22 protein-coding genes and 1 other RNA gene are annotated in these 26011 nt (G+C 67.8%); 9 read left to right on the top strand and 14 right to left on the bottom strand.

All coding sequences use genetic code 11. The features are described 5' to 3' along the window. Window positions 1-264 precede the first annotated feature (264 nt). The 14 genes from ALA01S_RS31620 to gyrA all read right to left on the bottom strand — a co-directional run bounded on the left by ALA01S_RS31620 (window position 265) and on the right by gyrA (window position 17618). Window positions 265-2502 (bottom strand): glycosyltransferase, encoded by a 2238-nt coding sequence (locus tag ALA01S_RS31620; RefSeq protein WP_084267352.1) that lies wholly within the window; start codon window positions 2500-2502, stop codon window positions 265-267. Window positions 2503-2918: 416 nt separating this feature from the next. After that, entirely contained in the window at window positions 2919-3674 is a 756-nt protein-coding gene (locus ALA01S_RS08580) for a hypothetical protein (RefSeq protein WP_157118852.1), read from the bottom strand. 98 nt (window positions 3675-3772) lie between these two features. Beyond that, window positions 3773-4498 (bottom strand): glycosyltransferase family 25 protein, encoded by a 726-nt coding sequence (locus ALA01S_RS08575; protein ID WP_169805879.1) that lies wholly within the window; start codon window positions 4496-4498, stop codon window positions 3773-3775. 58 nt (window positions 4499-4556) lie between these two features. Next, the gene (locus tag ALA01S_RS08570) at window positions 4557-5291 is read right to left on the bottom strand and encodes a glycosyltransferase (protein WP_066334745.1); all 735 of its coding nucleotides are present in this window, start codon (window positions 5289-5291) and stop codon (window positions 4557-4559) included. A 35-nt stretch (window positions 5292-5326) separates the two neighbouring features. Beyond that, the gene (gene lapB, locus ALA01S_RS08565; RefSeq protein WP_066334744.1) at window positions 5327-6472 is read right to left on the bottom strand and encodes a lipopolysaccharide assembly protein LapB; all 1146 of its coding nucleotides are present in this window, start codon (window positions 6470-6472) and stop codon (window positions 5327-5329) included. 1 nt (window position 6473) lies between these two features. Then, a complete protein-coding gene (locus ALA01S_RS08560) occupies window positions 6474-6782 on the bottom strand; it encodes a LapA family protein (protein ID WP_066334742.1) in 309 nt (102 codons plus the stop codon). A gap of 183 nt (window positions 6783-6965) precedes the next feature. Further along, on the bottom strand, window positions 6966-7286 hold the full coding sequence (locus tag ALA01S_RS08555; protein ID WP_066334739.1) for an integration host factor subunit beta: 321 nt from the start codon (window positions 7284-7286) through the stop codon (window positions 6966-6968). A 21-nt stretch (window positions 7287-7307) separates the two neighbouring features. Next, a complete protein-coding gene (gene rpsA, locus ALA01S_RS08550) occupies window positions 7308-9023 on the bottom strand; it encodes a 30S ribosomal protein S1 (protein WP_373862984.1) in 1716 nt (571 codons plus the stop codon). A gap of 184 nt (window positions 9024-9207) precedes the next feature. Beyond that, window positions 9208-11253 carry a bifunctional 3-phosphoshikimate 1-carboxyvinyltransferase/cytidylate kinase gene (locus ALA01S_RS08545; protein ID WP_066334731.1) on the bottom strand — a complete coding sequence of 682 codons (2046 nt, stop codon included), beginning with the start codon at window positions 11251-11253 and terminating at the stop codon, window positions 9208-9210. Window positions 11254-11314: 61 nt separating this feature from the next. Then, window positions 11315-12199 carry a prephenate dehydrogenase gene (locus ALA01S_RS08540; protein ID WP_066334730.1) on the bottom strand — a complete coding sequence of 295 codons (885 nt, stop codon included), beginning with the start codon at window positions 12197-12199 and terminating at the stop codon, window positions 11315-11317. A gap of 2 nt (window positions 12200-12201) precedes the next feature. Continuing rightward, the gene (gene pheA, locus ALA01S_RS08535; RefSeq protein ID WP_066334728.1) at window positions 12202-13308 is read right to left on the bottom strand and encodes a prephenate dehydratase; all 1107 of its coding nucleotides are present in this window, start codon (window positions 13306-13308) and stop codon (window positions 12202-12204) included. Beyond that, the gene (gene serC, locus ALA01S_RS08530) at window positions 13301-14398 is read right to left on the bottom strand and encodes a 3-phosphoserine/phosphohydroxythreonine transaminase (RefSeq protein ID WP_066334727.1); all 1098 of its coding nucleotides are present in this window, start codon (window positions 14396-14398) and stop codon (window positions 13301-13303) included. The genes pheA and serC overlap by 8 nt, the downstream gene beginning before the upstream one ends. Window positions 14399-14409: 11 nt before the next feature. After that, the gene (locus ALA01S_RS08525; protein ID WP_066334724.1) at window positions 14410-14976 is read right to left on the bottom strand and encodes a DUF2059 domain-containing protein; all 567 of its coding nucleotides are present in this window, start codon (window positions 14974-14976) and stop codon (window positions 14410-14412) included. Further along, window positions 14976-17618 carry a DNA gyrase subunit A gene (gyrA, locus tag ALA01S_RS08520; protein WP_066334721.1) on the bottom strand — a complete coding sequence of 881 codons (2643 nt, stop codon included), beginning with the start codon at window positions 17616-17618 and terminating at the stop codon, window positions 14976-14978. Before gyrA ends, ALA01S_RS08525 begins: the two co-directional genes overlap by 1 nt. Before the next feature lie 280 nt (window positions 17619-17898). Between gyrA and ompA the strand changes: the two genes are divergently transcribed. The 9 genes from ompA to ALA01S_RS08475 form a co-directional block, all read left to right on the top strand. Continuing rightward, window positions 17899-18552: an outer membrane protein OmpA gene (gene ompA, locus ALA01S_RS08515; protein WP_066334718.1), complete on the top strand. Its 654-nt coding sequence runs from the start codon at window positions 17899-17901 to the stop codon at window positions 18550-18552. Window positions 18553-18631: 79 nt separating this feature from the next. After that, complete coding sequence (gene ubiG / locus ALA01S_RS08510) at window positions 18632-19336, top strand: bifunctional 2-polyprenyl-6-hydroxyphenol methylase/3-demethylubiquinol 3-O-methyltransferase UbiG (protein WP_373862983.1); 705 nt, start codon at window positions 18632-18634, stop codon at window positions 19334-19336. A 20-nt stretch (window positions 19337-19356) separates the two neighbouring features. Next, window positions 19357-20022 carry a phosphoglycolate phosphatase gene (gene gph, locus ALA01S_RS08505; protein WP_066334714.1) on the top strand — a complete coding sequence of 222 codons (666 nt, stop codon included), beginning with the start codon at window positions 19357-19359 and terminating at the stop codon, window positions 20020-20022. 21 nt (window positions 20023-20043) lie between these two features. Beyond that, window positions 20044-20403, top strand: a transfer-messenger RNA (tmRNA) gene (gene ssrA, locus ALA01S_RS08500). Window positions 20404-20618: 215 nt separating this feature from the next. Next, window positions 20619-21929, top strand: a complete 1311-nt coding sequence (locus ALA01S_RS08495; protein ID WP_084267351.1) for a tyrosine-type recombinase/integrase — start codon at window positions 20619-20621, stop codon at window positions 21927-21929. Between the two features lie 2207 nt (window positions 21930-24136). After that, a complete protein-coding gene (locus ALA01S_RS08490) occupies window positions 24137-24385 on the top strand; it encodes a hypothetical protein (protein WP_157118851.1) in 249 nt (82 codons plus the stop codon). A 142-nt stretch (window positions 24386-24527) separates the two neighbouring features. Continuing rightward, window positions 24528-25277 (top strand): hypothetical protein, encoded by a 750-nt coding sequence (locus ALA01S_RS32720; RefSeq protein WP_157118850.1) that lies wholly within the window; start codon window positions 24528-24530, stop codon window positions 25275-25277. Between the two features lie 89 nt (window positions 25278-25366). Continuing rightward, window positions 25367-25747, top strand: a complete 381-nt coding sequence (locus ALA01S_RS08480) for a helix-turn-helix transcriptional regulator (RefSeq protein ID WP_066334706.1) — start codon at window positions 25367-25369, stop codon at window positions 25745-25747. Next, window positions 25744-26011: hypothetical protein (locus tag ALA01S_RS08475; protein ID WP_157118849.1), on the top strand; the 268-nt coding region annotated here is incomplete at its 3' end. The genes ALA01S_RS08480 and ALA01S_RS08475, both read left to right, overlap by 4 nt.

Below are 26011 nucleotides of genomic sequence, written 5' to 3'. Positions count from 1 at the left end.
CCAGATCTTGTGCGGACTTGGTTGCCGCATGGTGGACGCTCTTCAGCCAGGGCTGCTTGCGAACAGCCGTTGTCGCCTCTGCCCGTTGGTGGGCAACGACTGCGGAGCGGGGTTGCAGTCGAACGGAGTTGCGGTTTTTATTCAAGTCGGCCTCATGTTGCTGCGTGGCGCTGCGGCTTTGTTCAGCGGGCGCCAGTTATTACCCACAGGTGTGTAATTGCTTTTCCATCTGTGTGGCCACGCCGCTAATCTGAAAATCAAATGTTAGTCATCCTGCACATGGAATAAGCCAAGCATTTGATGCTGCAAGCTTGAGCGCGAAAAATTGCCGTGAATATAGGCGGCAGCCCGTTCCACCAAGCTCATCCATGCCTCGTCGCTGCGCAGCAGCGTCACGATGTGATGGGCCAGGATATTCTCGTCGTCGGCAACGGCGGAGGCGTTTTCCAGGCCAGGCAGGCCTTGCGCCCCCACCGACGTGGTGACCAGCGGCACGCCGCTGGACATGGCTTCTACTACCTTGTGCTTTACACCCGCGCCAAATCGCAGCGGCACGACGGCAACCCGGCTGGCGGCATAGAGTTCCGACAGCTTTTCCTCGCTGACCCAGCCGGTCACTTCCACCTGGTGCGAGGCAAGGGCCTGTACCTCCACCGTGGGCTTGGAGCCCACTAGACAGAGTTTCACATGGGGTTCCTGGACCCACACCTTGGGCATGATGTTCTTGGCCAGCCATATGGCTGCATCCACATTGGGCGGGTGGCCAAAGCCGGCCACGAAAATGATCTGGTTGCTTTGCGTGGCGCTGCGGGGAATCACGACTTCGTCGAAGCAATAAGCCTGCACCGCCCGTGCATCAGCCCCGGGGCACTGCGCGCGCACGGTGTCCACCTCTTCCTGCGAGAAGTAAACGGCAATATCGACGTCCTTCCACAGCTTGGATTCAATATCGTGAAACTTGGCGGCCGAGGCTTCCGTTTTGGCGTCGCCATGCAGCCTGGCCTGCGCCTGCATGCGCAAGTAGTGCAAGTCATGGCCGTAGTAAATAACCTGGGCCTGAGGCGCGTATTGCCGTACCAGCGGCAAGAACACTGCAGTCTGTGCCGGCCGGTGGAGAATTGCATGGTCAATATGGCAACCATGCGCGGCAATCCAATCCTTGAATCTTGGCCGGCGCAAGCCCGCAATCACTTCTATGCCCTGCTCGCGCAGATCTTCGGCATACTGGTTGAATTCAAACGGATTTTCCGGCCAGAATTTGACGATGCAACCCATGGCCAGCAGCGCTTCCATGGACTGCGCAATGGCACGGGAGCCCGCATCCACGTCGGGCTGTACCACCATGTCGTTCGTCACCAGGACGATGGGCCGGTGCCGCGCACGGTCGCTTGCGGGAAAGATGGACGCATCCGTATTGGGATAATGATCCCGCTGCAGTACCTCACGCCATTTTTCAAAAAACTTAACGGCATTGATGTCTTGAAAGCGCTTGATGCCGGAGCCGGTATCGGTGCCGTTTGATATTCCTTCGAAGTGAATGGTCGTGGAGGCCGGCTGGTAGATAACCTGGCGCCCGGCCTGCCTGACCTGCATGGCCAGGTCCGTGTCTTCGTAATAGGCGGGGCAGAACTGTTCATCAAAGCCACCGAGTTGTCGCCACAACTTGGCGTCGACCATGATGGAGGCACCGGATATATAGTCTGTCTCTCGCAGGTAGTTGTATTCTGGCGCGAGACGATTATCGAAGCGGCCATGGTTACGGGCCGAGCCATCGCTCCAGACAATACCGCCTGCTTCCTGCAACCGGCCATCAGGGTATACCAGCTTGGAGCCCACCAATCCGGCTTGAGGATGGCTGTCAAAAGTTCTCCGCAGCGCCTCCACTGTGTCGGGCAAAACCTGTGTGTCATTGTTGAGCAGCAGAAGATACTGGCCCCGTGCCATTTTGGCTGCGGCATTGCAGCTGCGCAGAAAACCCAGATTCTGCTCATTATTGATGAAGCGCACGCCAGGCACCAAACCCACGCGATCGGCGTCCGGCTCACCCGAGGCATCTTCCACTACGATGACTTCGTAGGGTACGTCGGGGGCGGCCAAATACAGCGAGGCCAGGCAGCGTAACGTCAGGTCGGCCTTGCCGTAAGCCGGAACGATGATGGATATTTCTGGCGTCTGCGAGGTATTTAATCCAATTTCTGTCGGATTTATGCGCGCATTCTTGTGTAGCGGCAAATCCTGGCTCATTGTCTGAGTTGGCAGTGGCGCCGCCATGCGTCCCTGCTTTGCTCGGCGGCGCATCAATCGGGCCCTGTTGGCGATGCGTACCCAGTGAGCAAAATATTGGAAAAAATTCTTTGTCAAATGGCCCGTGCCATGCAGCAAGGATTTATTGGGAACTTTATATGTGGGAGATTTTTTTTGGGGCGTTATGGAGTCGGCTTTTTCCAAGAGAATTGATTGAGCCGGCTTGTGATGCTTGGGCGCCGTGCGAGGGTGTTTCATGAAGCGTTTTGCAGAGGATCAAACTGAAGCAGTTGTTACGTCGCCCGGGGCAATTGCGTCAAATAAGTAATGCCGTGCAGCCGTTGATCTGGATGGAAAAGAAATGTAGGGAAAAGCCAGGATGCGTTAATGCCAGCGTTGTTGGTCGAGCATCGGCAAATCTATGCCATTTTCCTGAGGCCAAGTGCGCCATAACCACTGACAGGCGCGTCAGCAATACGTGATGTTTCCATAAGGGGCCTTTCGGGGCGGCGTGACAACAGCCCCACAGTGTAAAAGACTTGCCTCGAAGGCTGCCTTACGGGGGCAGCGGCAATGCACATCGGCCCTGCTGCACGAGGCTTGCGGGCCCCTTGAGTCAGGCCAGAGAGCAACAGGCCACCCGCGGCCGGTCGGCACCCCCCGTTGCCGCAAGCTCAGGTGCTGCTCTCCAGCCAGCGCCGTATGGGCCGCCCAAGCCCAAGCAGCAGCCGCTGGCCCAGCGTGCGGCTGTGGCGTTGCTTGAAGATGCGCTGGAACCAGCTGCTGCCCAGCAGCGCCGGCTGGCGCTCAGCCAGCAGCTCCAGGCACAGCTGCTTCATGCGCTCGCGCTCCTGCGCTGCCGTCAGCCCGTTGCGGTACACCTTCATGCCGCTGGTCACGGGCCGCGTGTGCGCGGCCATGACCGCATCGACGATGGCCGTGCGCTGCATGCCCATGAGCTGCTGCAGCGTGGGCATGAGGTATTTGTCTATGCCCCAGGAGGAAACGTTGCCCTCGTAGTACGGCGCGCCGGCCATGAACAGATCGCCGCGGTAGACGGGCATCATGACCTCGACCCAGTCGGTGGCGTGGTAGAGCCGGCTGGGCTGGCGCAGCGACCAGCGGTGGGTGTAGATGCTGTCGTGGCTGAGCGCGGGCGAGAAGGAGCTCCATTCCAGGCAGTTCCCAAGGTGCAGCGCGTAATTGATGCCGCTGACCGACAGGACGACGTCATCGTCTATCAGCCCAACGAATGGCGGCACCGTGCCGCGCTGCTGCAGGTGGCGGGCCAGCGCGCTGTAGATCTCGCCCTTGCACTCGGTCACGCCCGCCAGCACGCGGCACTGCACGCCGTGTACTACGACATAGGGCTCGGTGGTGGAGCCCGAGTAGTCGAAAAGCAGCACTTCGAACTGCGGTGGCACGTCCATGTGCAGCATGCGCAGCGGTGGGCTGCGGCCATCCCACGAGAACAGGACAACGGGACGGGAAATGGATCGCGCTTGCGACATAACGGGACTACCGGACGTCACGAGGACCGTCGGCTGAAGAAATGGTTGTACCAGGAGTAGCGAAGCTGGTAGCGAAGCTTGCGCAGGCGCGGGACCAGGCTGAGCCCGGGGGCGTTTCGTCCGTCTATGGTGGAGACCAGGCTGTCCTCGTTGAGCCGCGCCGGGTAGGGCAGGGCGCCGAACATGCGCAGGCCGAATTCCCAGTGGTGGCGCAGGTCCACGTCCACCGGGCGGCCGAAGGGCGGCAGACGTTGCGTGAGCTTGCGCGCGCCCTCCAGGCTGATGGCATAGGCGCCGGTGAGGCTGGGCACGCGGCGGTAGCGCACCAGCTCCGCGCCGCCGGCCAGGGGCAGGCGCTGCGCGGGGGCCTCGCTGTCGCGGCCCACCAGCTTGACCATGTCCCAGTCGGCGCGGTGCGCCAGCGCCTGCAGCACGGCGGGCAGCGCGGGCCCCAGCGCCACGTCGTCCTCCAGCACCAGCGCGCAGGGCTGGCCGCGCTGCACCATGAGCTGCCAGACCTTGAGGTGGCTGGCGTAGCAGCCGATCTCGCCCGGCGTGAGCGGCCGGTAGAACTGGCGCCGGTTCAGCCGCGGCGCGTACAGGGCGTCCAGGGTTTGGGCGTCGAGCTCGCGGCCCACCACCGCTTCCACCCACTCGGCCTGCAGCCCAACGGCCTGCAGCGCCGCCTGCATGCGCCGGCGCCGCTGCGCGGCGCTGGGCATGTTGATGACGTAGACAGGCATGGCGGCGGCGTTCATGGGTGCGGGGCGGACAGCGGGCGCATTGGGCGGGCGCGGCCACTCATTCGCGCCAGTGCGAGGCGATCCAGCCGGCCGGGCGGGCGTGGCGCCAGTTGCCGTTGCGCTTGCCGGCCAGCGCGTCCGGCGGATTCATCACGCCGTGGAAGATGAGGATGCGCGCGCCGGCCGGAATGGCCGGAACGCGCCAGTAGTTGGTGGGGAAGCGCGGGATGCAGTGGTACTTCCAGCTCGCGCACCAGGCCGCGGGCCAGTAGGCGAGCTTGCCCTGCTGGTTGAGCACGTCGGAGAGGAAGGCCTGCTCGTTGCGGAAGTTGGCCCGCGCCTCGTCGGGCCGCGCCCTGAACTGCGCCAGCACGTCCGCATGCGCGCCGAGCTCGAAGCGGTAGACGGAGGAATTGCCAGTGACGCGCCAGGGCCGCTTCCAGTCGTGAATGATGAGGAACTCGCCCGGCTGCTCGAAGAAGGGCGTGATGTCGTCCACGATCACCACGTCCAGGTCCAGGAACAGCGCCGTGCCGCGCAGGCCGTGCAGGTCGGCCTCGAAGGTGGTGAGCTTCTTCCAGCCGCGCTCCGGGATGCCCGCGGGCAGCGCCAGGTCGGGGATGGGCAGGCAGCGCACCTCGGCTCGCACGCCGGCGCCGTCGTCGGTGAGGCAGACGAAGCTGAAATCCCCGCGCAGGTGGCGGCGCACCATGGCGTAAAGCCGGTTGACGTACTCGGGGCCGTATTTGGTCCCCCACTTCATGCAGAGAATGACGCGCTGCTGCTGGCTCATGGGTGTTGTGATCGTTAGAGACGGGCAGGGGCGTGTCAGAGGTCTTCGATGCGCCGCGGCGGGTAGGTGTCCCAGCCCTGGCAGCCCGGGCATTGCCAGAAGTAGTTGCGGGCCTCGAAGCCGCAGGCGGCGCAGCGGTAGCGCTGCATGGGCTGCGCGGCGCGGGCGACGGTGGCTTGCAGCCGGGTGCGCGTGTCCTCGGCCCAATCGGCTGGCGCGATCTCCAGCACCTGCGCCGCCACGGTCAGCGCGGGCTGCTGGCGCAGGTGCTGCAGCAGCCGCTGTGCGGCCTGCGGCGGCTCGTCCAGCCGGCGCAGCGCGCCCAGCAGGTCGGTGTCGGCCTGCTGCTCGTACAGCGGCTGCAACTGCTCGCGTGCGTGCACGCGCTGTCCGGCGGTGATGGCGGCCTGGGCGTAGGCCTGGGCCACCAGCGGGAAGGTGCCGGGATGGCGTGCGCGCAGCTCGTCCCAGGCCTGCAGGGCCTGCGCCACGCGGCCGGCGCGCAGGTGGCGCTCGCCCTCCACCAGCCAGGGGCGGGGCGCGGCCGGGGCGGCTTCGCGCGCGCGCTGCAGCGCGGCCTGCGCGCCCTCGGCGTCGCCGCGGGCGTCGGCCTCCAGCGCCAGCTCGCACCAGTAGTGCGCAATGCGGGTGGAGAAGGAGCCAATGCCGCTGCGCTCCAGCTTGGCCGCCACCTCGGCGGCGGCGCGCCAGTCGCGCGAGCGCTCGTGCAGCGACAGCAGCGCCAGGCGGGCCTCGGTGTCGAAGGGCGTGCCCTCCAGCGCGCGGAAGGCCTCTTCGGCGCGGTCGAAGAGGCCGGCCTTCATGAAGTCCTGCGCCAGCGCATGCTGCGCGCGCTCACGCTCGCCGCCGGAGAGGTCGCCGCGGCGCAGCAGGTGCTGGTGCACGCGCACGGCACGCTCGAACTCGCCGCGGCGGCGAAAGAGGTTGCCCAGCGCGAAGTGCAGGTCGGCGCTGTGCGGGTCGTCCTGCACGGCCTCGACGAAGGCGTCGATGGCCTTGTCCTGCTGCTCGTTGAGCAGCAGGTTCAGGCCCTTGAAGTAAGCCTTGGGCGCGTCGCGCTGCTCGCGCACCCATTGGCGCATTTCCAGGCGCGAGGCCAGCCAGCCCAGCGCGAAGGCCACGGGCAGCGCCAGCAGCAGCCACAGCGGATCGAGCACCATCTCAGAGTCCCTCGCGCGGCGGATGCTCGGCCAGCACCTCGGCCGCGGGCTGCGGCTGCGCAGCGGCTGCGGGCGTGGCGCCTTCGACCTGGCGCGTGGCCTGGCGGCGGTGGTGCCACCACGCCGGCACCATGGCCAGCACGCCCACGGCGCAGCCCGCGGCAAAGGCCGCCAGCACCACGATCACCAGCGGCGCGTGCCATTCCTGGCCGAAGAACCAGTGCACGGTGGCGGTTTGGCGGTTGTTGAGCGCGAAGGCGAACAGCGCGAAGAAGAGGAAGGCCCGGAAGAGCCAGACGAGGAAGCGCATGGGCGGGCGATTTTAGCGAGCGCTCACCACGCGCCCCGGTATGGGAGGAGCCGCGGACTCCTGGCCCGCGCTCGGCTTTGCGCCAGGCCAAGGCCCGGCGCACGGAAAAACGGCGCCGTGAAGGCGCCGTTTGCGATGGGACGGGATGGAAAAGACCGCTGTCGGGGCGGCGGGGCTGAAAGCTCAGTCCGCGGCCAGCTCGGCGGGCTCCGGCGCGACGGGGACGTTGGCGTCCACCGCCTCGCGCAGTGCCTTGCCGGGCTTGAAATGCGGCACCAGCTTCTCCGGGATCAGCACCGGCTCGCCGCTGCGGGGATTGCGCCCCATGCGCGGCGGACGGCGGTTGATGGAGAAGCTGCCGAAGCCCCGGATCTCGATGCGGTGGCCGCGCGCCAGGGCGTCGGACATCGCGTCGAGAATGGTCTTGACCGCGAACTCGGTGTCGCGGTGCGTGAGCTGGCCGAAGCGCTCGGCCAGCTCGGCCACGAGGTCGGAACGGGTCATGACCGTGGGCCGCCTTCAGTCTCAGCCGTTGTCGCGGTTGTCCAGCTTGGCGCGCAGCAGGGCGCCCAGGCTGGTGGTGCCGGCGGTCTCGCGCTCGTTGCTCTGCGACAGGCGCTGCATGGCTTCTTGCTGGTCGGCGTTGTCCTTGGCCTTGATCGACAGCTGGATCGAACGCGTCTTGCGGTCGATGTTGATGATCATGGCGGAGACGTCGTCGCCTTCCTTGAGCACGTTGCGGGCGTCTTCGACGCGGTCGCGGCTGATTTCGGAGGCGCGCAGGTAGCCCGTCACCTCTTCGGTCAGCTGGATCTCGGCGCCGCGCGGGTCGACGGTCTTCACCTTGCCGCTGACCAGCGAGCCGCGGTCATTGAGCGTGGTGAAGGTGGCGAACGGGTCGCCGTCGAGCTGCTTGATGCCCAGGCTGATGCGCTCGCGCTCGACGTCCACGGCCAGCACGACGGCTTCGACTTCCTGGCCCTTCTTGAAGTTGCGCACGGCGGCTTCGCCGGTCTCGTTCCAGGACAGGTCGGAGAGGTGCACCAGGCCGTCGATGCCCTGGGCCAGGCCCACGAACACGCCGAAGTCGGTGATGGACTTGACCGGGCCCTTGACCTTGTCGCCGCGCTTGACGGTCTCGGCGAACTCTTCCCAGGGATTGGGCTTGCACTGCTTCATGCCCAGGGAGATGCGGCGCTTGTCCTCGTCGATCTCCAGGACCATGACTTCGACTTCCTCGCCCAGGGTGACGACCTTGGCGGGAGCGACGTTCTTGTTGGTCCAGTCCATTTCGGAGACGTGCACCAGGCCTTCGATGCCCGGCTCGATCTCGACGAACGCGCCGTAGTCGGCGATGTTGGTGACCTTGCCGAACAGGCGGGTGCCGGCCGGGTAGCGGCGCGACACGCCGTGCCAGGGGTCGTCGCCCAGTTGCTTCAGGCCCAGGGAGACGCGGTTCTTCTCGGCGTCGAACTTCAGCACCTTGGCGTCGAGCTCCTGGCCCACCTGGACCACTTCGCTCGGGTGACGCACGCGGCGCCAGGCCATGTCGGTGATGTGCAGCAGGCCGTCGATGCCGCCCAGGTCAACGAACGCACCGTACTCGGTGATGTTCTTGACCACGCCGTGGACGATGGCGCCCTCGGTCAGCGTTTCCAGCAGCTTGGCGCGCTCTTCGCCCATCGAGGCTTCGACCACGGCGCGGCGGCTCAGCACCACGTTGTTGCGCTTGCGGTCGAGCTTGATGACCTTGAACTCCATCGTCTTGCCTTCGTAAGGAGTCAGGTCCTTGACGGGGCGGGTGTCGATGAGGGAGCCGGGCAGGAAGGCGCGGATGCCGTTGACCAGGACGGTCAGGCCGCCCTTGACCTTGCCGGAGACGGTGCCGGTGACGAACTCGCCGGATTCCAGCGCGTTTTCCAGCGACAGCCAAGAGGCCAGGCGCTTGGCCTTGTCGCGCGACAGGATGGTGTCGCCGTAGCCGTTTTCCAGCGCGTCGATGGCCACCGAGACGAAGTCGCCCACCTGGACTTCGACTTCGCCCTGGTCGTTCTTGAATTCTTCGATGGGAACGTAGGCCTCGGACTTCAGGCCGGCGTTGACCACCACGAAGTTGTGCTCGATGCGCACCACCTCGGCGGAGATGACCTCGCCAGCGCGCATGTCGCGCTGCTGCAGGCTTTCTTCGAACAGGGCGGCAAAAGACTCGCCGCCCTGGGTGGCGTTTTGGGTATCCATCATGGGGTGTTTCCTGGCCGGTGGGCCGCGTCGAAGGCGGTGCCGGCGTTTCGTGCAACTGCCGTTGCGGGGTTAGGTTGTGAATCCGCTTTCCCGGCGCGCCTTGCGGTGCGGGGACACTGCCCAGGCGGTGCGAAGGCAGCGGGAAAGCGGGCCCGTAGGCTTCGTGGGCTTGTCGAGAAACCCTTCAGGACTGCGGCGCGCCGCTGTCCCGGAACGGGCCGCGTTGGGCCCACCACTGCAGCACGATGCCGGTCGAGGCCTGCACCGTCTGCGCCGAGTTGTCCAGCAGCAGCGCGTCCTGCGCCGGCTTCAAGGGGGCGATCAAGCGGTTCCTGTCCCGCTCGTCGCGCGCCTCAAGGTCGGCACGAAGCTCGTCGATGCTAGCAGAAATTCCTTTTGAAATCAATTGCTTATACCGGCGTTCCGCGCGCATGGCCGGACTGGCGGTCAGAAACACCTTGAGCGGCGCGTCCGGGAAGATGACGGTGCCCATGTCGCGGCCGTCGGCCACCAGCCCCGGCGCGCGGCGGAAGGCCAGTTGCACGGCGTAGAGCGCGGCGCGCAGCTCGCCCAGCGCGGAGATGCGCGAGGCGGTGGAGCCCACTTCCTCGCGGCGCAGCTCGTGGCTGACGTCCTGGCCGTCCAGCCACAGCCGCTCGCCTTCGAAGCGCAGGTTCAGGCCGCGCGCCAGCGCGGCCATGGCCTCGCCGTCGGTGGTGTCCACGCCGCGGTTGAGCGCGGCCAGCGCCGTGACGCGGTAGAGCGAACCGGAGTCCAGCGTGTGGTAGCCCAGCGCCTGGGCGACGGTGCTGGCCAGCGTGCCCTTGCCGGAGGCCGTGGGCCCGTCGATGGTGATCACGGGCACCAGCGAGCGCTCGGCGCGCGCCAGGCCGAAGAGCGTCTCGAAGTAGTCGGGGAAGGTCTTGCCCACGCACTTGGGGTCCAGGATGCGCACGGGCACCACCGGGTCGGCCGAGGCCAGCGGGTTGAAGGCGGCCAGCGACAGGCACATGGCCATGCGGTGGTCGTCGTAGGTGTGGACGGCCGCGGGCAGCCAGCCGCCGGTGGTGGGGGGCGAGACCTCGATGAAGTCCTCGCCCTCGACCACCGTGGCGCCCACCTTGCGCAGCTCGGCGGCCATGGCGGCGATGCGGTCGGTTTCCTTCACGCGCCAGCTGGCGATGTTGGTCAGCCGCGTGCTGCCGCGGGCGTACAGCGCCATCACCGCCAGCGTCATGGCCGCGTCGGGGATGTGGTTGCAGTCCATGTGGACGGCGCGCAGCGGCCAGGCGCCGCGGCTGACCTCGATGAAGTTGGGCCCCAGCGTCACGGCAGCCCCCATGGCGCGCGCGGCGTCCACGAAGGCGACGTCGCCCTGGATGGACTCGCTGCCCACGCCCTCGATGCGCAGCGGTGCCTCGGTGGCGGCAATGGCGCCCAGCGCCACGAAATAGGAGGCCGAGGAGGCGTCGCCTTCCACCCAGATCTCGCCCGGCGAGCGGTAGGCGCTGCCCTGCGGGATGGTGAAGCGCTCCCAGCCCTCGCGCTGCACGGCGATGCCAAAGCGCGTGAGCAGCTTGAGCGTGATGTCGATGTAGGGCTTGGAGATCAGCTCGCCCTGCACCTCGACGGTGATTGGGCCGCGCTCGCTCACCAGCGGCAGCGCCAGCAGCAGCGCGGTGAGGAACTGGCTGGAAACGTCGCCGCGCACGCGGATGGGCGCGGCCGTGTCCGCGCGGCCGCCGGCGCTGCCGGTGAGGCGCAGCGGCGGGTAGCCGTCCTGGCCCAGGTAGTCCACGCCGCAGCCGAGCTGGCGCAGCGCGTCCACGAGGTCGCCGATGGGGCGCTCGTGCATGCGCGGCACGCCGCTGAGCTCGAAGGTGCCGCCCTGCGTGGCCGCCAGCAGCGCCAGCGCCGCGGTGAGCGGGCGCATGGCCGTGCCGGCGTTGCCCAGGAACAGCTCGGCGTCGTGCACGCTCAGGCGGCCGCCCAGGCCGGTGACGCGCAGCGGGCCCTCGGCCGTGGCCTCGACGCCGCAGCCCAGGCGGCGCAGCGCGTCCAGCATCACGCGGGTGTCGTCCGAGTCCAGCAGGTCGTGCACCAGGGTCTGGCCCTCGCAGAGGCCGGCCAGCAGCAGCACGCGGTTGGAGATGCTCTTGGAGCCCGGCAGGCGCACCGTGCCGGCGGCGCCGATGAGCGGGGGCAGGTCGAGGAAGGGGATGTCGTACATGCGAAGGGGCGCGTGGGTCGCGTTGGGCGCGCCGCCGCCGGGCGGCGCGCTGGGGGGATGTTCAGCGGGACTGTGAGGGTGGGGCGCCCGGATGCCAGCCCGCGCGCGCCTGGGCCACCTCGCGGATGTGGTCTTCCAGCGCTTGGGCGTCGCCGGTGCGCAGCAGTTGCTCGAAGCCGTCGAGCGCGCGGCGGAACTCGCCGGCCTGGCGCAGCACCTCGTCGCGGTTGGTCAGCAGGATGTCGCGCCACACCGCGGGATCGCTGGCGGCGATGCGGGTGAAGTCGCGAAAGCCCGGGCCGGCCAGCGAGAGGAAGTCCGCGCCCAACGGCTGCCGCGCCACGCCGTCGAAGTAGGCGTAGGCCAGCAGGTGGGGCAGGTGGCTGACGGCGGCGAAGGCGGCGTCGTGCGCCTGCGGGCTCATGCGGCGCACGCGCGCACCCAGCGCCTCCCACAGCGCGGCGGCGCGCTGCACCAGCGCCGCCGGGTTCTCCGGCAGCGGGGTGAGGATGGCGTGGCGGTTGGCAAAGAGCGCGGCGTCGGCATGGGCGACGCCGGCGGTCTCCTTGCCGGCGATCGGATGGGCGGGGACGAAGCGCTCCAGCCGCGGGCCCAGCACGCGGCGCGCGGCGGCTTCCACGTCACGCTTGGTGCTGCCCACGTCCATGAGCAGCGCCTCGGCCCCAAGCGCGGGGGCGATCTCGGCCAGCACGGGCTCGGTGGCGGCCACGGGCACGGCCACGAGCACCAGGTCCGCGCCCTCGGCGGCCTGCGCGGCGCCGGGGGCGACTTCGTCGATCACGCCCAATTCGAGCGCCTTGGCCAGGGCCACCGCGTCCGGCCCGCAGCTCACGATGCGGCCGGCCAGCCCGGCGCGGCGCAGCGCCAGGGCGAAGGAGCCGCCCATGAGGCCGCAGCCCACCAGGGCCAGCCGCTGCACGCGCATGCTCAGTGCCTGTCCAGCGGGTAGCCGCCCAACAGCTTGAAGAAGCTGCACTTGGCGCGCAGGACCTGCAGCGCCTGCGCGACGCGCGGCTCGTCGGGGTGGCCCTGCAGGTCGATGTAGAAGTAGTACTCCCACTGCCCGGAGCGCGCCGGGCGCGACTCGAAGCGGCTCATGGACACGCCCGCATCCTTGAGCGGCACCAGCAGGTCGTGCATGGCGCCGGGCAGGTTGGGCACGGCGATCACGAGGCTGGTGCAGTCCACGCCGGAGGGCGCGGGCAGGGGCTGCTTGAGCGGGTCGGCCACCATCACGAAGCGGGTGCGGTTGCGCGGGTCGTCCTGCACGCCGGGCGCGACCACGTGCAGGCCGAACTCGTTGCCCGCGCGCGTGCTGGCCAGCGCGGCCAGCGACGGGTCCTTGGAGGCCAGCCGTGCGCCTTCGGCGTTGCTGGTGACGGGACGCCGCTCCACGCCCGGGAGGTGCTGCGACAGCCACTCGTGGCACTGGCCCAGGGCCTGCGGGTGGGCGCACACGGCGGTGATGCCTTGCAGATCCTCGCGCAGGCGCAGCAGGTTGTGGCGCACCAGCAGGCTGGTCTCGCCCACGATGTTCAGCGGCGTGGTGAGGAACAGGTCCATGGAGCGGGCCACGGCGCCCTCGGTGGAGTTCTCCACCGGCACCACGCCGAAGTCGGCCGAGCCGGCGCTGGTGGCGCGGAACACCTCGTCGATGCTCGCGCAAGGCACGCGGACGATGGAGCTGCCGAAGTAGTTCAGCGCCGCCTCCTCGCTGAAGGTGCCCGCCGGGCCCAGGAAGGCCACGCGCGTGGGCGTCTCCAGCGCGCGGCAGGCGGACATGACCTCGCGCCAGATGGGCGCCAGGCTTTCGTTCTTCAGCGGTCCGGGGTTGATGGACTTGAGGTTCTCTATGACCTGCTGCTCGCGCTCGGGGCGGAAGACGGGTGAGCCTTCCTTCTTCTTGATCTCGCCCACGGCGTGCGCCAGCGCGGCGCGGCGGTTGATGAGCGCCAGCAGCTCGCGGTCCACCGCGTCGATGCGCACGCGCAGGCCCGGCAGGTCCTGGGGGAGGGTGTCGTCGTGGTCAGCCATGGCGCGCCTGGAACTCGGTCATGTAGGACACCAGCGCCTGCACGCCTTGCAGCGGCATGGCGTTGTAGAGGGAGGCGCGCAGGCCGCCCACGGACTTGTGGCCCTTGAGCTGCAGCAGCCCGCGCTCGGCGGCGCCTTCCAGGAAGGGGGCGTACAGCCGCTCGTCCGGCATGAAGAAGGGCACGTTCATGCGCGAGCGGCAGCCGGCATCCACCTGGTTGCTGTAGAAGCCGGAGCCGTCTATGGCGCCGTAGAGCAGGGTGGCCTTCTCGATGGCGCGGCGCTCCATCTCGGCCACGCCGCCCTGGCGCAGCAGCCACTGGAAGACCAGCCCGGCGATGTAGATGGAATACGTCGGCGGCGTGTTGTACATGGAGCCGTGCTCGGCCACGGTCTTGTAGTCGAAGGCCGAGGGGCACACCGACATGGCGTGGCCCAGCAGGTCTTCGCGCACCATGACGAGGGTCAGCCCCGCGGGGCCGATGTTCTTTTGCGCGCCGGCGAAGGCCAGGCCCACGCGCGACCAGTCGATGGCGCGCGAGAGGATGTGCGAGGAGCAGTCCACCACCAGCGGCAGCCCGCTGCCCAGCGCCTGGAGGTCCGGCAGCTCGTGGAACTCCACGCCGTGGATGGTCTCGTTGCTGCAGAGGTGCACGTAGCGCGCTTCGCGGCGCAGCTTCCACGAGGCCGGGGCAGGCAGCGTGGTGTGGCGGCCCTCCACGGCGTTGGTGGCGGCGAGCTGCGCGTCGCAATACTTCTTGGCTTCCTTGAACGACTTCTGCGACCAGCTGCCGGTGACCACGAAGTCCGCCGCCGCGCCGGCGCTCAGGTTCATGGGGACGATGGCGTTTTCGGCCAGGCCGCCGCCCTGCATGAACAGGATGTGGAAGTTGGGCGGCACGGCCAGCAGGCGGCGCAGGTCGGCTTCGGCCTGGTGGGCGATGGAGATGAACTCCTTGCCGCGATGGCTCATCTCCATCACGCCCATGCCGCTGCCGTGCCAGTCCAGCATCTCGGCGGCGGCCTGCTCCAGCACCTCGGCCGGCAGCGCGGCCGGGCCGGCGGAAAAGTTGTAGGGACGCTGCTTCATGCGGGCCTCGCTCACTTCTTGCCGGGCGCGCTGCCGGCCGCGGGGGCCGAGAGCTGGGCGCCGCCGGCCTCCAGCCGCTTGCGCAGGGTGGCTTCCAGTGCCTTCAGGCGCGGCTCCACGGTGCCCTTGGTGTCGGCCACCACCTTTTGCGACAGGGCCTGGTGCATCTCGGGGACGATCTGCTCGAACTTCTTGGACACGGGGGATTCGAGCCAGGCGATGAGCGTCTTGAGCTCGTCCTCGCTGAAGCGCGACTCCAGCAGCGCGCCCAGCGTGGCGGGGCCGGCTTCGGCGGCGCGCTTGCGCAGCACGGTCTCGATCTCGGCGTGGAACTTCTTGACCTCGGCCTGCAAGTCCTTGGCCGTGGCCTCGCGCTTTTCCGGCGGCACGGCCTGCAGCGCCGGGCCCACGGCGCTGAGCACCTGGTTGGCCGTCTGGTCGGCGATGCTGCGCCCAATGCCCTCGACGCCTTCAGCCTGCAGTTGCACGGCCTTTTGCGCCAGCTCCTTCTTGCTTTGCGCGTGGGCGCCGGCGCCGGCCACGGCCAGCGCCGCGGCCAGCGCGATCGATTTCCACATCAGCTGTTCTCCTCGCCGGCGTCGGCGGCAGGGTCGGCGGCGGCTGCGCCGTCCACGTTGGCGTCGTTCTCGACGATGCGTTGCAGGCCACCCAGGCGGGCGCCGTCATCCAGCGCGATCAGCGTCACGCCCTGCGTGGCGCGGCCCATCTCGCGGATCTCGGCCACGCGGGTGCGCACGAGCACGCCGCGGTCGGTGATGAGCATGATCTCGTCGGCCTCGCGCACCAGCGTGGCGGCCACGACCTTGCCGTTGCGCTCGCTTTGCTGGATGGCGATCATCCCCTTGGTGCCGCGGCCGTGGCGCGTGTACTCGGCGATGGGCGTGCGCTTGCCGAAGCCGTTTTCGGTGGCGGTGAGCACGCTTTGCGACTCGTCCTCGGCCACGAGCATGGCGATCACGCTTTGCCCGGGCTCCAGGTTCATGCCGCGGTTGCCGCGGGCGTTGCGGCCCATGGGGCGCAGGTCGTCCTCGGGGAAGCGCACGGCCTTGCCGCCGTCGGAGAACAGCATCACGTCGTGCTGGCCGTCGGTCAGCGCCGCGCCCACGAGGTAGTCGCCCTCGTCCAGCGTGACGGCGATGATGCCGGCCTTGCGCGGGTTGGCGAACTCGTCCAGCGAGGTCTTCTTGACCGTGCCCAGCGCCGTGGCCATGAACACGTAGTGGTCGCCGGGGAAGGTGCGGAACTCGCCCGTGAGCGGCAGCACGACGGTGATCTTCTCGTCAGGCTGCAGCGGGAACATGTTGACGATGGGCTTGCCGCGCGAGGTGCGCCCGCCCTGCGGCACTTCCCAGACCTTGAGCCAGTACACGCGGCCGCGGTTGGAGAAGCACAGGATCCAGTCGTGCGTGTTGGCGATGAAGAGCTGGTCGATCCAGTCGTCTTCCTTGGTCTGCGCGGCCTGCTTGCCGCGGCCGCCGCGCTTTTGCGAGCGGTACTCGGCCAGCGGCTGGCTCTTGATGTAGCCCGTGTGCGAGAGCGTCACGACCATGTCGGTGGGCGTGATCAGGTCCTCGGTGCCGAGCTCCTGCACGTTGTGCTCGATGGTGGAGCGGCGCGCGCCGACCTTGGCCTGGCCGAACTCCGCGCGCAGCGCCTTGATCTCGTCGCTGATGATGACGGTCACGCGCGCGGGCTTGGACAAGATGTCGAGCAGGTCGGCGATGGTGGCCATCACGTCGCGGTACTCGCCGATGATCTTGTCCTGCTCCAGGCCGGTGAGCCGTTGCAGCCGCATCTGCAGGATCTCGCCCGCCTGCTCGTCGGAGAGGCGGTAGAGCCCGTCGGGCTGCAGCCCGTAGTGCGTGGGCAGGCCCTCGGGGCGGAAGGCCTCGCGCCCGCCGATGGCATCGGCCTGGGCGCGCACGAGCATCTCGCGCACCAGCGACGAATCCCAGCTGCGCGCCATGAGCTCGCTGCGCGCCAGCGGCGGCGTGGGCGCGGCCTTGATGATGGCGATGAACTCGTCGATGTTGGCCAGCGCCACGGCCAGGCCTTCGAGCACGTGGCCGCGCTCGCGCGCACGGCGCAGCTCGTACACGGTGCGCCGCGTCACGACCTCGCGGCGGTGCTCCAGGAAGATCTCCAGCAGCTGCTTGAGGTTGCACAGCTTGGGCTGGCCGTCCACCAGGGCGACCATGTTGATGCCGAAACTGTCCTGCAGCTGCGTCTGCTTGTAGAGGTTGTTGAGCACCACCTCCGGCACTTCGCCGCGCTTGAGCTCGATGACCACGCGCATGCCGGACTTGTCGGACTCGTCCTGGATGTGGCTGATGCCTTCGAGCTTCTTCTCGTTGACCAGCTCGGCGATGCGCTCCAGCAGCGTCTTCTTGTTGACCTGGTAGGGGATCTCGTCGACGACGATGGCCTGGCGCTCGCCGTTCTTGCCGATGTCCTCGAAGTGGCAGCGCGCGCGCATGACCACCTTGCCGCGGCCGCTGCGGTAGCCCTCGCGCACGCCGGAGAGGCCGTAGATGATGCCGGCAGTGGGGAAGTCCGGCGCCGGGATGATCTCCATGAGCTCATCGAGCGTGGCCTGCGGGTTGCCGAGCAGGTGCAGGCACGCGTCCACCACCTCGTTGAGGTTGTGCGGCGGGATGTTGGTGGCCATGCCCACGGCGATGCCGGCGCTGCCGTTGACCAGCAGGTTGGGCAGCCGCGTGGGCAGCACCAGCGGCTCCTTCTCGGAGCCGTCGTAGTTGGGACCGAAATCGACGGTTTCCTTGTCGATGTCGGCCAGCATCTCGTGGGCGATCTTGGACAGGCGGATCTCGGTGTAGCGCATGGCCGCGGCGTTGTCGCCGTCCACCGAGCCGAAGTTGCCCTGGCCGTCCACGAGCATGTGGCGCAGCGAGAAGTCCTGCGCCATGCGCACGATGGTGTCGTACACCGCGCTGTCGCCGTGAGGGTGGTACTTACCGATCACGTCGCCGACGATGCGGGCGGACTTCTTGTAGGGGCGGTTCCAGTCGTTGTTGAGCTCGTGCATCGCGTAGAGCACGCGGCGGTGCACGGGCTTGAGGCCGTCTCGCGCGTCAGGCAGGGCACGGCCCACGATCACGCTCATGGCGTAATCGAGATACGAGCGCCGCATCTCCTCTTCGAGGCTGATGGGCAGGGTTTCCTTGGCGAACTGGGTCATGGGCAGACGGGCTCGGCCGTCGCGCGCGGGCGCGAAGCTGGCTCCGCATTAAAAAGAAGCAGCGGATCGGCGATTCTAAGCCGCGCAGCTTGTCGCAGCCGCGCAACAGGGGTGGAGGCCGCTTGGGGAGGCGCGAGCCAAAATGGAGGAGTCAAGAAGCCCCGATGGCACAATGGGTCGTCGGTGGTGATCGCTCGCGAGACCGGGTGTTTGCCGGGTTTTCTTGCTTCCGATTCGGACGTTTCGCAGAGTCCTGCGGCTTTCCTTGAGAGGAGAATCAATGAAGAAACTGAATGCCGTGGCGGTGCTGTTTGCATCGGCCGCGCTTGCTGCCCCGCTGTCGAGTGCCTTTGCCCAGACGGTTGATAACTGGCGTGCCACGGACGGCACGGTCGTCAAGAACGGTACGAACGAACTGTGCTGGCGCAACTCCACCTGGACGCCGGCCACGGCTGACCAGGCTTGCGACGGCGCCCTGAAGCCGCCGGCTCCCGCCCCTGTGGCTCCGGTGGCTGCTGCTCCGGCTCCGGCTCCCGCCCCGGCTCCGGCTCCGGCCGTGGTGCCGCCGGCCCCGGTGAGCGAGAAGGTCACCTACGCCGCTGACGCCTTCTTCGACTTCGACAAGGCTGTGCTCAAGCCCGAAGCCCGCTCCAAGCTGGACGAGCTGGTCGGCAAGACCGGTGGCGTGAATCTGGAGGTCATCATCGCCGTGGGTCACACCGACTCCGTCGGCACCGATGCCTACAACCAGCGCCTGTCGGTGCGCCGCGCCGAAGCCGTGAAGGCCTATCTGGTGAGCAAGGGCATCGAGAAGAACCGCGTGTACACCGAAGGCAAGGGCGAGAAGCAGCCCGTGGCCGACAACAAGTCTGCCGACGGCCGCGCCAAGAACCGCCGCGTCGAAATCGAAGTGGTCGGCACGCGCAACAAGTAATCCGGTTTCCCGGACCGCTTGAGTCACAAACCCCGCCCCGGCGGGGTTTGTGCTTTTTAGTACCGCTACGATGCGCGCCATGATCAACGCCGACCCCCAGGAGCTGGCCAAGTTCAGCGAGCTCGCCCACCGCTGGTGGGATCCCGAGAGTGAATTCCGTCCCCTGCACCAGATCAACCCGCTGCGGCTGCAGTGGATCGATTCCCTGGTGCCGCTGGCCAACAAGCAGTTGCTCGACGTGGGCTGTGGCGGGGGCATCCTGTCCGAAGCCATGGCGCAGCGCGGTGCCGCGCAGGTGCTGGGCATAGACCTGGCCGTCAAGCCATTGAAGGTCGCGCAGCTGCACGCGCTGGAGTCCGGCGTGCATAACGTGGACTACCGCGAAATCGCCGTCGAGGCGCTGGCGGCCGAGCGGCCCGCGAGCTTCGACGTCGTGACCTGCATGGAGATGCTGGAGCACGTGCCCGCGCCGGAGTCGGTGGTGCGCGCCTGCACCACGCTGGTCAAGCCCGGCGGCTGGGTGTTCTTCTCCACGCTCAACCGCAACGCCAAGGCCTTCCTGCTGGCCATCGTGGGCGCGGAGTACGTGCTCAAGCTGCTGCCGCGCGGCACGCACGAATACGAGAAGTTCATCCGTCCAAGCGAGCTGGCGCGCTGGTGCCGCGACGCCGGGCTGGAGCTGCAGCGCACGCGCGGGCTGGAATACAACCCCTTCACGCGCCATTACGCGCTGAGCAACGACACCAGCGTCAACTACCTCTTTGCCCTGCGCAAGCCGGGCTGAGCGTGGCCGCTGTTCTGCCCATGACTGCTTCCATCCGTTGCGTGCTCTTCGACCTGGACGGCACGCTCATAGACAGCGCCCCAGACCTGGCCGGTGCCGCCAACGCCATGCGCGTGGCGCGCGACCTGGCCGAGTTGCCCTACGAGCGGCTGCGCCCCATGGTGGGCTCAGGCGCTCGGGGCATGGTGGGCGCGGCCTTCGGCGTGGCGCCGGGGCAGGAAGGCTTCGAGGCGCTGCGCGACGAGTTCCTGCAGCGCTACGAAGACGGCCTGCTGCTGCGCACGGCCGTCTTTGCCGAGATGGTGGCCGTGCTGCAGGCGCTGGAGCGCGCGGCGCTGCCCTGGGGCATCGTCACCAACAAGCACGCGCGCTTTGCCGAGCCGGTGGTGCGCGGGCTGGGCTTGCATGAGCGCGCAGCCGCCCTCATCTGCGGCGACACCACGGCACATGCCAAGCCGCACCCGGAGCCGCTGCTGGAGGCCGCGCGCCGCGCGGGCGTGGCGCCGCAGGAATGCGTGTACGTGGGCGACGACCTGCGCGATGTGCAGGCCGGCCGTGCCGCCGGCATGGCCACGCTGGCGGCCGCCTGGGGCTACCTGGGCGAGGGCGAGCCCGTGCACGAGTGGGGCGCGGACGCCGTGATTGAAAATCCCCTGGTCCTCTTGAAGTGGTTGGGAATGCCTTAAACTAGTGGACTTCTGTGCAAAGGGGCCGACCCGGTTTCGACGTGGGTGCGGATCCGGCGCAGGGCATGCCGAGCACCAGTTCGCTCGTAAATCCACTGGAACAAAGTAACTGCGAACGACGAACGTTTCGCTCTCGCCGCTTAACACCGGTGAGCCTCTCAACGGCAGGCCGATGGGCCGGGCCCGCAAGGGCTGAGAGGTCATTCACATCGGCTGGTTGCTGACCGGGTCACTCGGTCGGTAGCGAGATCAAGTGACTGGCTTCGCAGGTAGCGTGCTGCTGCGCGACCTGCGGGGCGAGACTCAAATCAGTCAGCTAAGCATGTAGAACTGTCCGGTGATGGCTTGCGGACGGGGGTTCAATTCCCCCCGGCTCCACCATTCATAGGTCCGGCTAAGGCCGCAAAAGACCGAAAAGCCCTAGAGAATCAACGCTCTAGGGCTTTTTTCATGTCCGCATGACTCCGTATAAGACCGCCTGAAGCCGGACAATCGCCCGTATAACTTTCCGGATAACTCCGGGGGGACCGGATAACAGGCCTCGGACCTATCCGGTAGCCCCGGCACCAGCGCGGCGGCTGAAAGGGCGCTTCACCATGGCGGCAATCAACACCCTGACGGACAGGGCGATCAAGGCGGCAATCAAGACGGCGGCCGACACAGGCACCAAGCCCAAGCCGCTGCAGGACGGCGGCGGGCTGTCCCTGCACGTGCAAACCAACGGGAAGGGCTGGTGGCGGCTGCGCTACTGGATCGCCGGCCGGGAAGGGCTGTTGAGCGTGGGCACGTACCCGGAAGTAACGCTGCAGCAGGCGCGCGGCCGGCGGGACGAAGCCCGGCGCCAGATCGCGGACGGCATCAACCCCAGCGAGGCCTGCAAAGCCGACAAGGCGGAGCAGCAGCGCCAGCAGCTCGACGCCAGGCGCGAGGCGGCGGGACTGCCTGCCGCGGGCAGCTTCGAGGCCGTGGCCCGCGAGTGGCTGGGCACGGTCCACGCCGGCCGGGTGAGTGCCGGGCACTCCGAGCGCACCCGCATACGCCTGGAGCAAGACATCTTTCCTTGGCTGGGCCGGCTGCCGCTGGCCGGCATCACGGCGCCGATGCTGCTGGAGTGCCTGCGCCGGGTGGAAGCCCGGGGCGCCATCGAGACGGCGCACCGCGTCAAGCAGGCATGCGGGCAGGTGTTCCGGTACGGCATCGCCACCGGGGCGTGCGAGCGCAACCCGGCGGCCGACCTGCGGGACGCCCTGCGCCCGGTGGTGGTCAAGCACCACGCGGCCATCACGGACCCGCTGCGCGTGGGCGCGCTGCTGCGGGCGGTGGCCGACTACCAAGGCCACCCGGTGACGCGGGCCGCGTTGGCGCTGGCGCCGCTGGTGTTCCTGCGGCCGGGCGAGTTGCGGCAAGCCGAGTGGGCGGAATTCGACCTTGAGGCGGGGATGTGGACCATCCCGGGCGAGCGCATGAAGCGCACCGTACAGGAGAAGGTTTCAGGGCCTGCCCACCTGGTGCCCCTGAGCCGCCAGGCGGTGGCGATCCTGCGGGAGCTGCAGCCGCTGACCGCGGGCCGCAGTGCCTACGTCTTCCCCAGCCTGCGCACCGCGCAGCGCCCCATGAGCGAAAACGCGGTGCTGTCGGCGCTGCGGCGCATGGGCTTCCCCAAGGACGAGATGACAGGCCACGGCTTCCGGGCCATGGCGCGCACGATGCTGGCCGAGCGGCTGGGTGTGCCCGATGCCGTCATTGAGGCGCAGTTGGCCCACAGCGTGAAGGACACGCTGGGCCGGGCCTACAACCGCACCGAGTTCGTAGAGCAGCGCCGGCAGATGATGCAGGCGTGGGCCGACTACCTGGACAGGCTGCGGGCCGGAGCCGATGTGCGGCCCTTGCGAAGCGCGGCAGCCTGAAGGGCTGACGCTTCGTCCATCACTTCCACGCCCGGCACTGCCGGGTGTTGTCTTTCCTGCTTTCGACTTGGCCGGCACCGCGCCGGCTGCCTCGGTGTGGCCGTAGGCGCCATCGGCCCGGGGCCGGGTGCTGCCGTGTGCCGCCGGGGGGCGGCGAGCGGGGCCACTCTTCGCGCGGGAAAACGGCTTGAAAGGGCTGCGGAAGGCGGCACCAGAAGGCAAAACGACTCGGTGCAGCGGCATTTGTGAGCGGGGACAGCGGGGACAAGCCGGCAAGCGTGGGCTAAGTGCTTGATCTGTAAGGCGCTGAGTGGGTCCGGCAGGGTGGAAAAGCGGCGGGGACAGAGCGGGGACACGGCGGGGACAGCGGGGACAAAGGAAGGAAGGGAAGGGGAAGGACTCTTCCTCTTCTCTTCTGTCTTCTCCTAGGTGGTGGGGTGGCGCACCAGAGGCTGTAGGCCGGCGCATGGCCGGTGCCTTGATGGTGTGCGAGCTGCTGCCCGTGGGGGTGGACACGCGGCCGACCGGGGGTAGGGGGGGCCAAAAACTTTGTGTAATCGAGTTCCAGGACCGATCGGTTCATCGGATTTTTATGCGCGCGAGTTTTTGGGGTGGGGGGGTTGAAGCCTTTTAGGGCCCTCTGTCGCTTTGCGGCCCACGGTGAGGCGCAAGCTGCATACGCCCACGAACGGCCAGCCATGAGCAGGCTAGGCGGGCCTGTGTGCCTGGTGCTCGCATCACTCCCTGCCAAAGCCGCGCGAAAGATTCACCCCGCGCCGCAGCGTTGCGCGCGCTTGGTGTGGCCGCTCCTGACGGTGCAGGCGTCTGCACTGAGCTTGCAGGTAAGCCGCTCTGGCCTCGTTGGGCTGCGCTTGGCTGGCGGCATGCGAGGTGCCGAAGTTGTAGGGGTGGAACGGTTTCACCCCCTGCCTCGCCGTTGTGTCGGCACACGGCACGGCCCGGGTTGGCGGTGGAAGTGGTGTTGTACGGTACAACGCCGGCCCCTACTGCCAGCGGCGGCCGGGCGGTGCGTGAGCTGCAGGCGCTCCGGGTGTGGAACGGTTCCACAGTTGCCGCAGCGCCGCGCTCACGCGGCAGGCGGTGCGTGAGCTGCTGCGCCTGGTGGGGTGCAAGGCTCAAGCTGCTGGCGCCGCAGCCTGCCACCGGCCCGGGCTGGCGGTGGCGTTGTACGGTACAACACCGGCCCTTACGGCCAGCGGCGGCCGGGCGGTGTGTGAGCTGCCGCGCCTGGTGCTGACCGAGCTGCAGGGCTTCGAGCTGCTGGCGCTGCCGGCCGGGCGCTGCGCCGGCTGCCGCAGGCCTACGCGGTGCCGGCGACGTGGCCGGCCGCCAGCGCCGGCCAGGCGGTGCGTGAGCTGCCGGAGTTGTAGGGGGTGGAACGGTTCCACCCCTGCCACGGCGCTGTGCCTGCGTGCCCGGCGGTGCGTGAGCTGCTGCGCCTGGTGCTGACCGGGCTGCAGGGCTTCGAGTTGCAGGCGCCCCGGGTGTGGAACGGTTCCACATTTGCCGCAGCGCCGCGCTCACGCGGCAGGCGGTGCGTGAGCTGCTGCGCCTAGTGCTGACCGAGCCGCACGGCTTCGAGCTGCTGGCGCTGTCGGCCGGGACGCTGCGCCGGCGGTTGGCGCCACCACGGCGCCGCGCTGGTCTCGGTAGACCGTCAATCTTGTCGGCGGCCGGCGTGAGCTGCCAGGGCTGTAGGGGGGTGGAACGGTTCCACCCCTGCCGCGGCGTTGCGCCTGCGTGCCAGGGGGGCGTGAGCTGTTGCGTTTGGTGGGGTACAAGGCCTCAGCCACTGGCGCCGCAGCTTGCTACCGGCCCGTTCTCGCGGGGGTGTTGTACGGTACAACACCGGCCTTTACTGCCAGCGCCGGCTAGGCGGTGCGTGAGCTGCCGGAGCTGTAGGGGGTGGACGGTTCCACCCCTGCCGTGGCGTTGTGCCTGCGTGCCAGGCCGTGCGAGCTGCTGCGCTCGGGCAGATCGGGATTCAGGGCTGCAGGCCACTGGCTGGCCGCCTTACCTCGTTTGCCAGTGTTGCCCCGGGCAACACCCCTCGTGTTCGGTTGTACGGCCAAGGGTGTTGCACCATGCAACGCCACCAACGCGGTAGCGGCAGGGCAAGTAGCGCCTGGGCTGCTATGGCTGGTGAGGGGTGGGCTGCAAGCTATTTCGCGGTTGGCGTCCTAGGTGTGGAACGGTTCCACACCCGCCACAGCTCCACGCTCATGTGCCGGACGGTGCGTGAGCTGCTGCGCCAGGTGCTGACCGAGTTGCAGGGCTTCGAGCTGCTGGCGCTGCTGGCAGGGCACTGTGCCGGCGGCCAGCGCCACCACGGCGCCGCGCTGGCCTCGGTGGGCCATGGGCATGCGCGCCTGTGGGCTGCCGCAGGCCTGCACGGTGCCGGCCACCAGCGCCAGCACCGGGCAGCCGGTACGTGAACTGTTGCCAAGGCATTTACTTACGCTGCGGCAAACTAGTAGCTGCTGCACCTAGCCTGCGACTGATCCCCAATGGCGAACAGCGAGCCCCTTCCTTGCCTGGTGCAGCTCTTTCAACGAAGGGCGCGAGAAGAGGCGCAACATGCAACAAGAGCACGGCGGTGCAATGCCGCCGCATGACGTTGATAAGTGGGGGCCGCTGAAGGCTGAAGGCGAGGACGGGCGCGGAGTGGCTTTAGTGCGCCTGGCGGATATGGTTCGGTATTTCGTCAACGCCAAAGAAATACCTTTGAAGCCGGCTGCCAAACGAGTAATTGCCGTTTTGCAAGAGCATGGCCCCCTGCAGCTCTACAAGCTCCGCCCCGGGGATTGGGCAAGCCTTGTTGAAGAAGATGCACGCTGGCTTTGTCAGGCGGATCAACTGGTAATTTCGTTTTGGGATACCCAGCCAACTCGCAATTGGGTTGGCTGGAATGGCTTCCTTGCCGCGTTACATGAGTTTTGGGTGGACATTGCTGAGAAGCCGTCTGACCTGGACATGTTTGAAGTCAGTGAAGTTGCCATGTCAGCCCGTGATGCCCAGACGCTGGGTCTGATGCCCACGCCTGCGCCAGTGCTGACCCTTGCGCCAGCGCCGGCCGTTGCTGGCTCTAGTCCACCCGTGCCTGAATTGCGGCCGGCCAAGAGTCCCGGCGACGTGTGGACGCCTGCACACCTTGCCGAGCTGCTGCGCCAGTTCCAGCAATTGACCGCCAGCCCATACAAATTGAAAGCCGAAGTGGCACACGCCGAAATTGGCAATGCGTGGGCAATGGCGCCAAATTCCGTGAAAGCCTATTTGAGCAAAGCGCGCAAGGAAGTGACAAACCAACGCCAGCGGCGCCGCGCCTGATGGTCGGTAAATCCTATCTATCCCCTGTCTGTCTGGTGCGATAGGGGGCGACTCCCCGAACCTGCGGCCTTCTTCACAAAGGGCCGCAAATGACCGCCACGCTTCACACCTTGCAGGCCGCAGCGCCTGCCCCTTCGCCTGCCGCGCCTTGCACGGCGGTATCCTTCATCAACGCCCTGCCTGCCGACCTGGCAGAGCTGGCGCTGCTGGACATCAAGGCCGTGTCCGCGCTGGTGGGCCTGAAGTCAACGGCCATCTTCGAGCGGGTGCGGGCCGGCACCTTCCCCGAGCCGGTGCGCATGGGCGCGCGCTGCACTCGCTGGCCGGCCGGCAAGGTGCGCCAGTGGCTGCGTGAGCAGATCGAAGCGCCGCAGGATGACGTGAACCAGCGCCAGCAAGAGCGCGCCAAGAAGGCCAGCAGCGCCGCGCAGGCCAATCGCCAAGCTGCTGCAGGAAGGGGCGCCCGGTGAGCACCCCCGTACAGGCTCCGAAGTTGGCTGCCAGCATGGCGCAGTGGCTCAAGCAGCAAGAAGGCATGGGCCGCTTCCCGTGGTTGCACGATGCCGCAGGCGCCATCTACATGAATCAATGGTGTGGCGTGCGCACCCACTGGCCCGATGGAAGCGGTGGCGTCTGCTACCTGGTGACGCCGGCCGCCCTGAGCGCTTTTCTGGCAACGCTGGGCCGCCCCTGCTACACGCCCAACGATCTTTCTGCTGCCCTGTTTGACCTAG

Origin of the sequence: Azohydromonas lata NBRC 102462, assembly GCF_001571085.1 — a bacterium.
GTDB classification, from domain to species: domain Bacteria; phylum Pseudomonadota; class Gammaproteobacteria; order Burkholderiales; family Burkholderiaceae_C; genus Azohydromonas; species Azohydromonas lata.
This window is presented reverse-complemented; position numbering and strand designations above follow the sequence as displayed.

Coding starts and splice junctions, on each gene's coding strand:
- serC (WP_066334727.1), bottom strand. CDS start 14,398: ATGAAGCAGCGTCCCTACAACTTTTCCGCCGGCCCGGCCGCGCTGCCG.
- ALA01S_RS08545 (WP_066334731.1), bottom strand. CDS start 11,253: ATGTACGACATCCCCTTCCTCGACCTGCCCCCGCTCATCGGCGCCGCC.
- ALA01S_RS08480 (WP_066334706.1), top strand. CDS start 25,367: ATGACCGCCACGCTTCACACCTTGCAGGCCGCAGCGCCTGCCCCTTCG.
- ALA01S_RS08555 (WP_066334739.1), bottom strand. CDS start 7,286: ATGACCCGTTCCGACCTCGTGGCCGAGCTGGCCGAGCGCTTCGGCCAG.
- rpsA (WP_373862984.1), bottom strand. CDS start 9,023: ATGATGGATACCCAAAACGCCACCCAGGGCGGCGAGTCTTTTGCCGCC.
- ALA01S_RS32720 (WP_157118850.1), top strand. CDS start 24,528: ATGCAACAAGAGCACGGCGGTGCAATGCCGCCGCATGACGTTGATAAG.
- ALA01S_RS08495 (WP_084267351.1), top strand. CDS start 20,619: ATGGCGGCAATCAACACCCTGACGGACAGGGCGATCAAGGCGGCAATC.
- ALA01S_RS08580 (WP_157118852.1), bottom strand. CDS start 3,674: ATGGACGTGCCACCGCAGTTCGAAGTGCTGCTTTTCGACTACTCGGGC.
- ALA01S_RS08560 (WP_066334742.1), bottom strand. CDS start 6,782: ATGCGCTTCCTCGTCTGGCTCTTCCGGGCCTTCCTCTTCTTCGCGCTG.
- gph (WP_066334714.1), top strand. CDS start 19,357: ATGACTGCTTCCATCCGTTGCGTGCTCTTCGACCTGGACGGCACGCTC.
- ALA01S_RS08525 (WP_066334724.1), bottom strand. CDS start 14,976: ATGTGGAAATCGATCGCGCTGGCCGCGGCGCTGGCCGTGGCCGGCGCC.
- ompA (WP_066334718.1), top strand. CDS start 17,899: ATGAAGAAACTGAATGCCGTGGCGGTGCTGTTTGCATCGGCCGCGCTT.
- pheA (WP_066334728.1), bottom strand. CDS start 13,308: ATGGCTGACCACGACGACACCCTCCCCCAGGACCTGCCGGGCCTGCGC.
- lapB (WP_066334744.1), bottom strand. CDS start 6,472: ATGGTGCTCGATCCGCTGTGGCTGCTGCTGGCGCTGCCCGTGGCCTTC.
- ALA01S_RS08540 (WP_066334730.1), bottom strand. CDS start 12,199: ATGCGCGTGCAGCGGCTGGCCCTGGTGGGCTGCGGCCTCATGGGCGGC.
- ALA01S_RS08570 (WP_066334745.1), bottom strand. CDS start 5,291: ATGAGCCAGCAGCAGCGCGTCATTCTCTGCATGAAGTGGGGGACCAAA.
- ALA01S_RS31620 (WP_084267352.1), bottom strand. CDS start 2,502: ATGAAACACCCTCGCACGGCGCCCAAGCATCACAAGCCGGCTCAATCA.
- gyrA (WP_066334721.1), bottom strand. CDS start 17,618: ATGACCCAGTTCGCCAAGGAAACCCTGCCCATCAGCCTCGAAGAGGAG.
- ubiG (WP_373862983.1), top strand. CDS start 18,632: ATGATCAACGCCGACCCCCAGGAGCTGGCCAAGTTCAGCGAGCTCGCC.
- ALA01S_RS08575 (WP_169805879.1), bottom strand. CDS start 4,498: ATGCCTGTCTACGTCATCAACATGCCCAGCGCCGCGCAGCGGCGCCGG.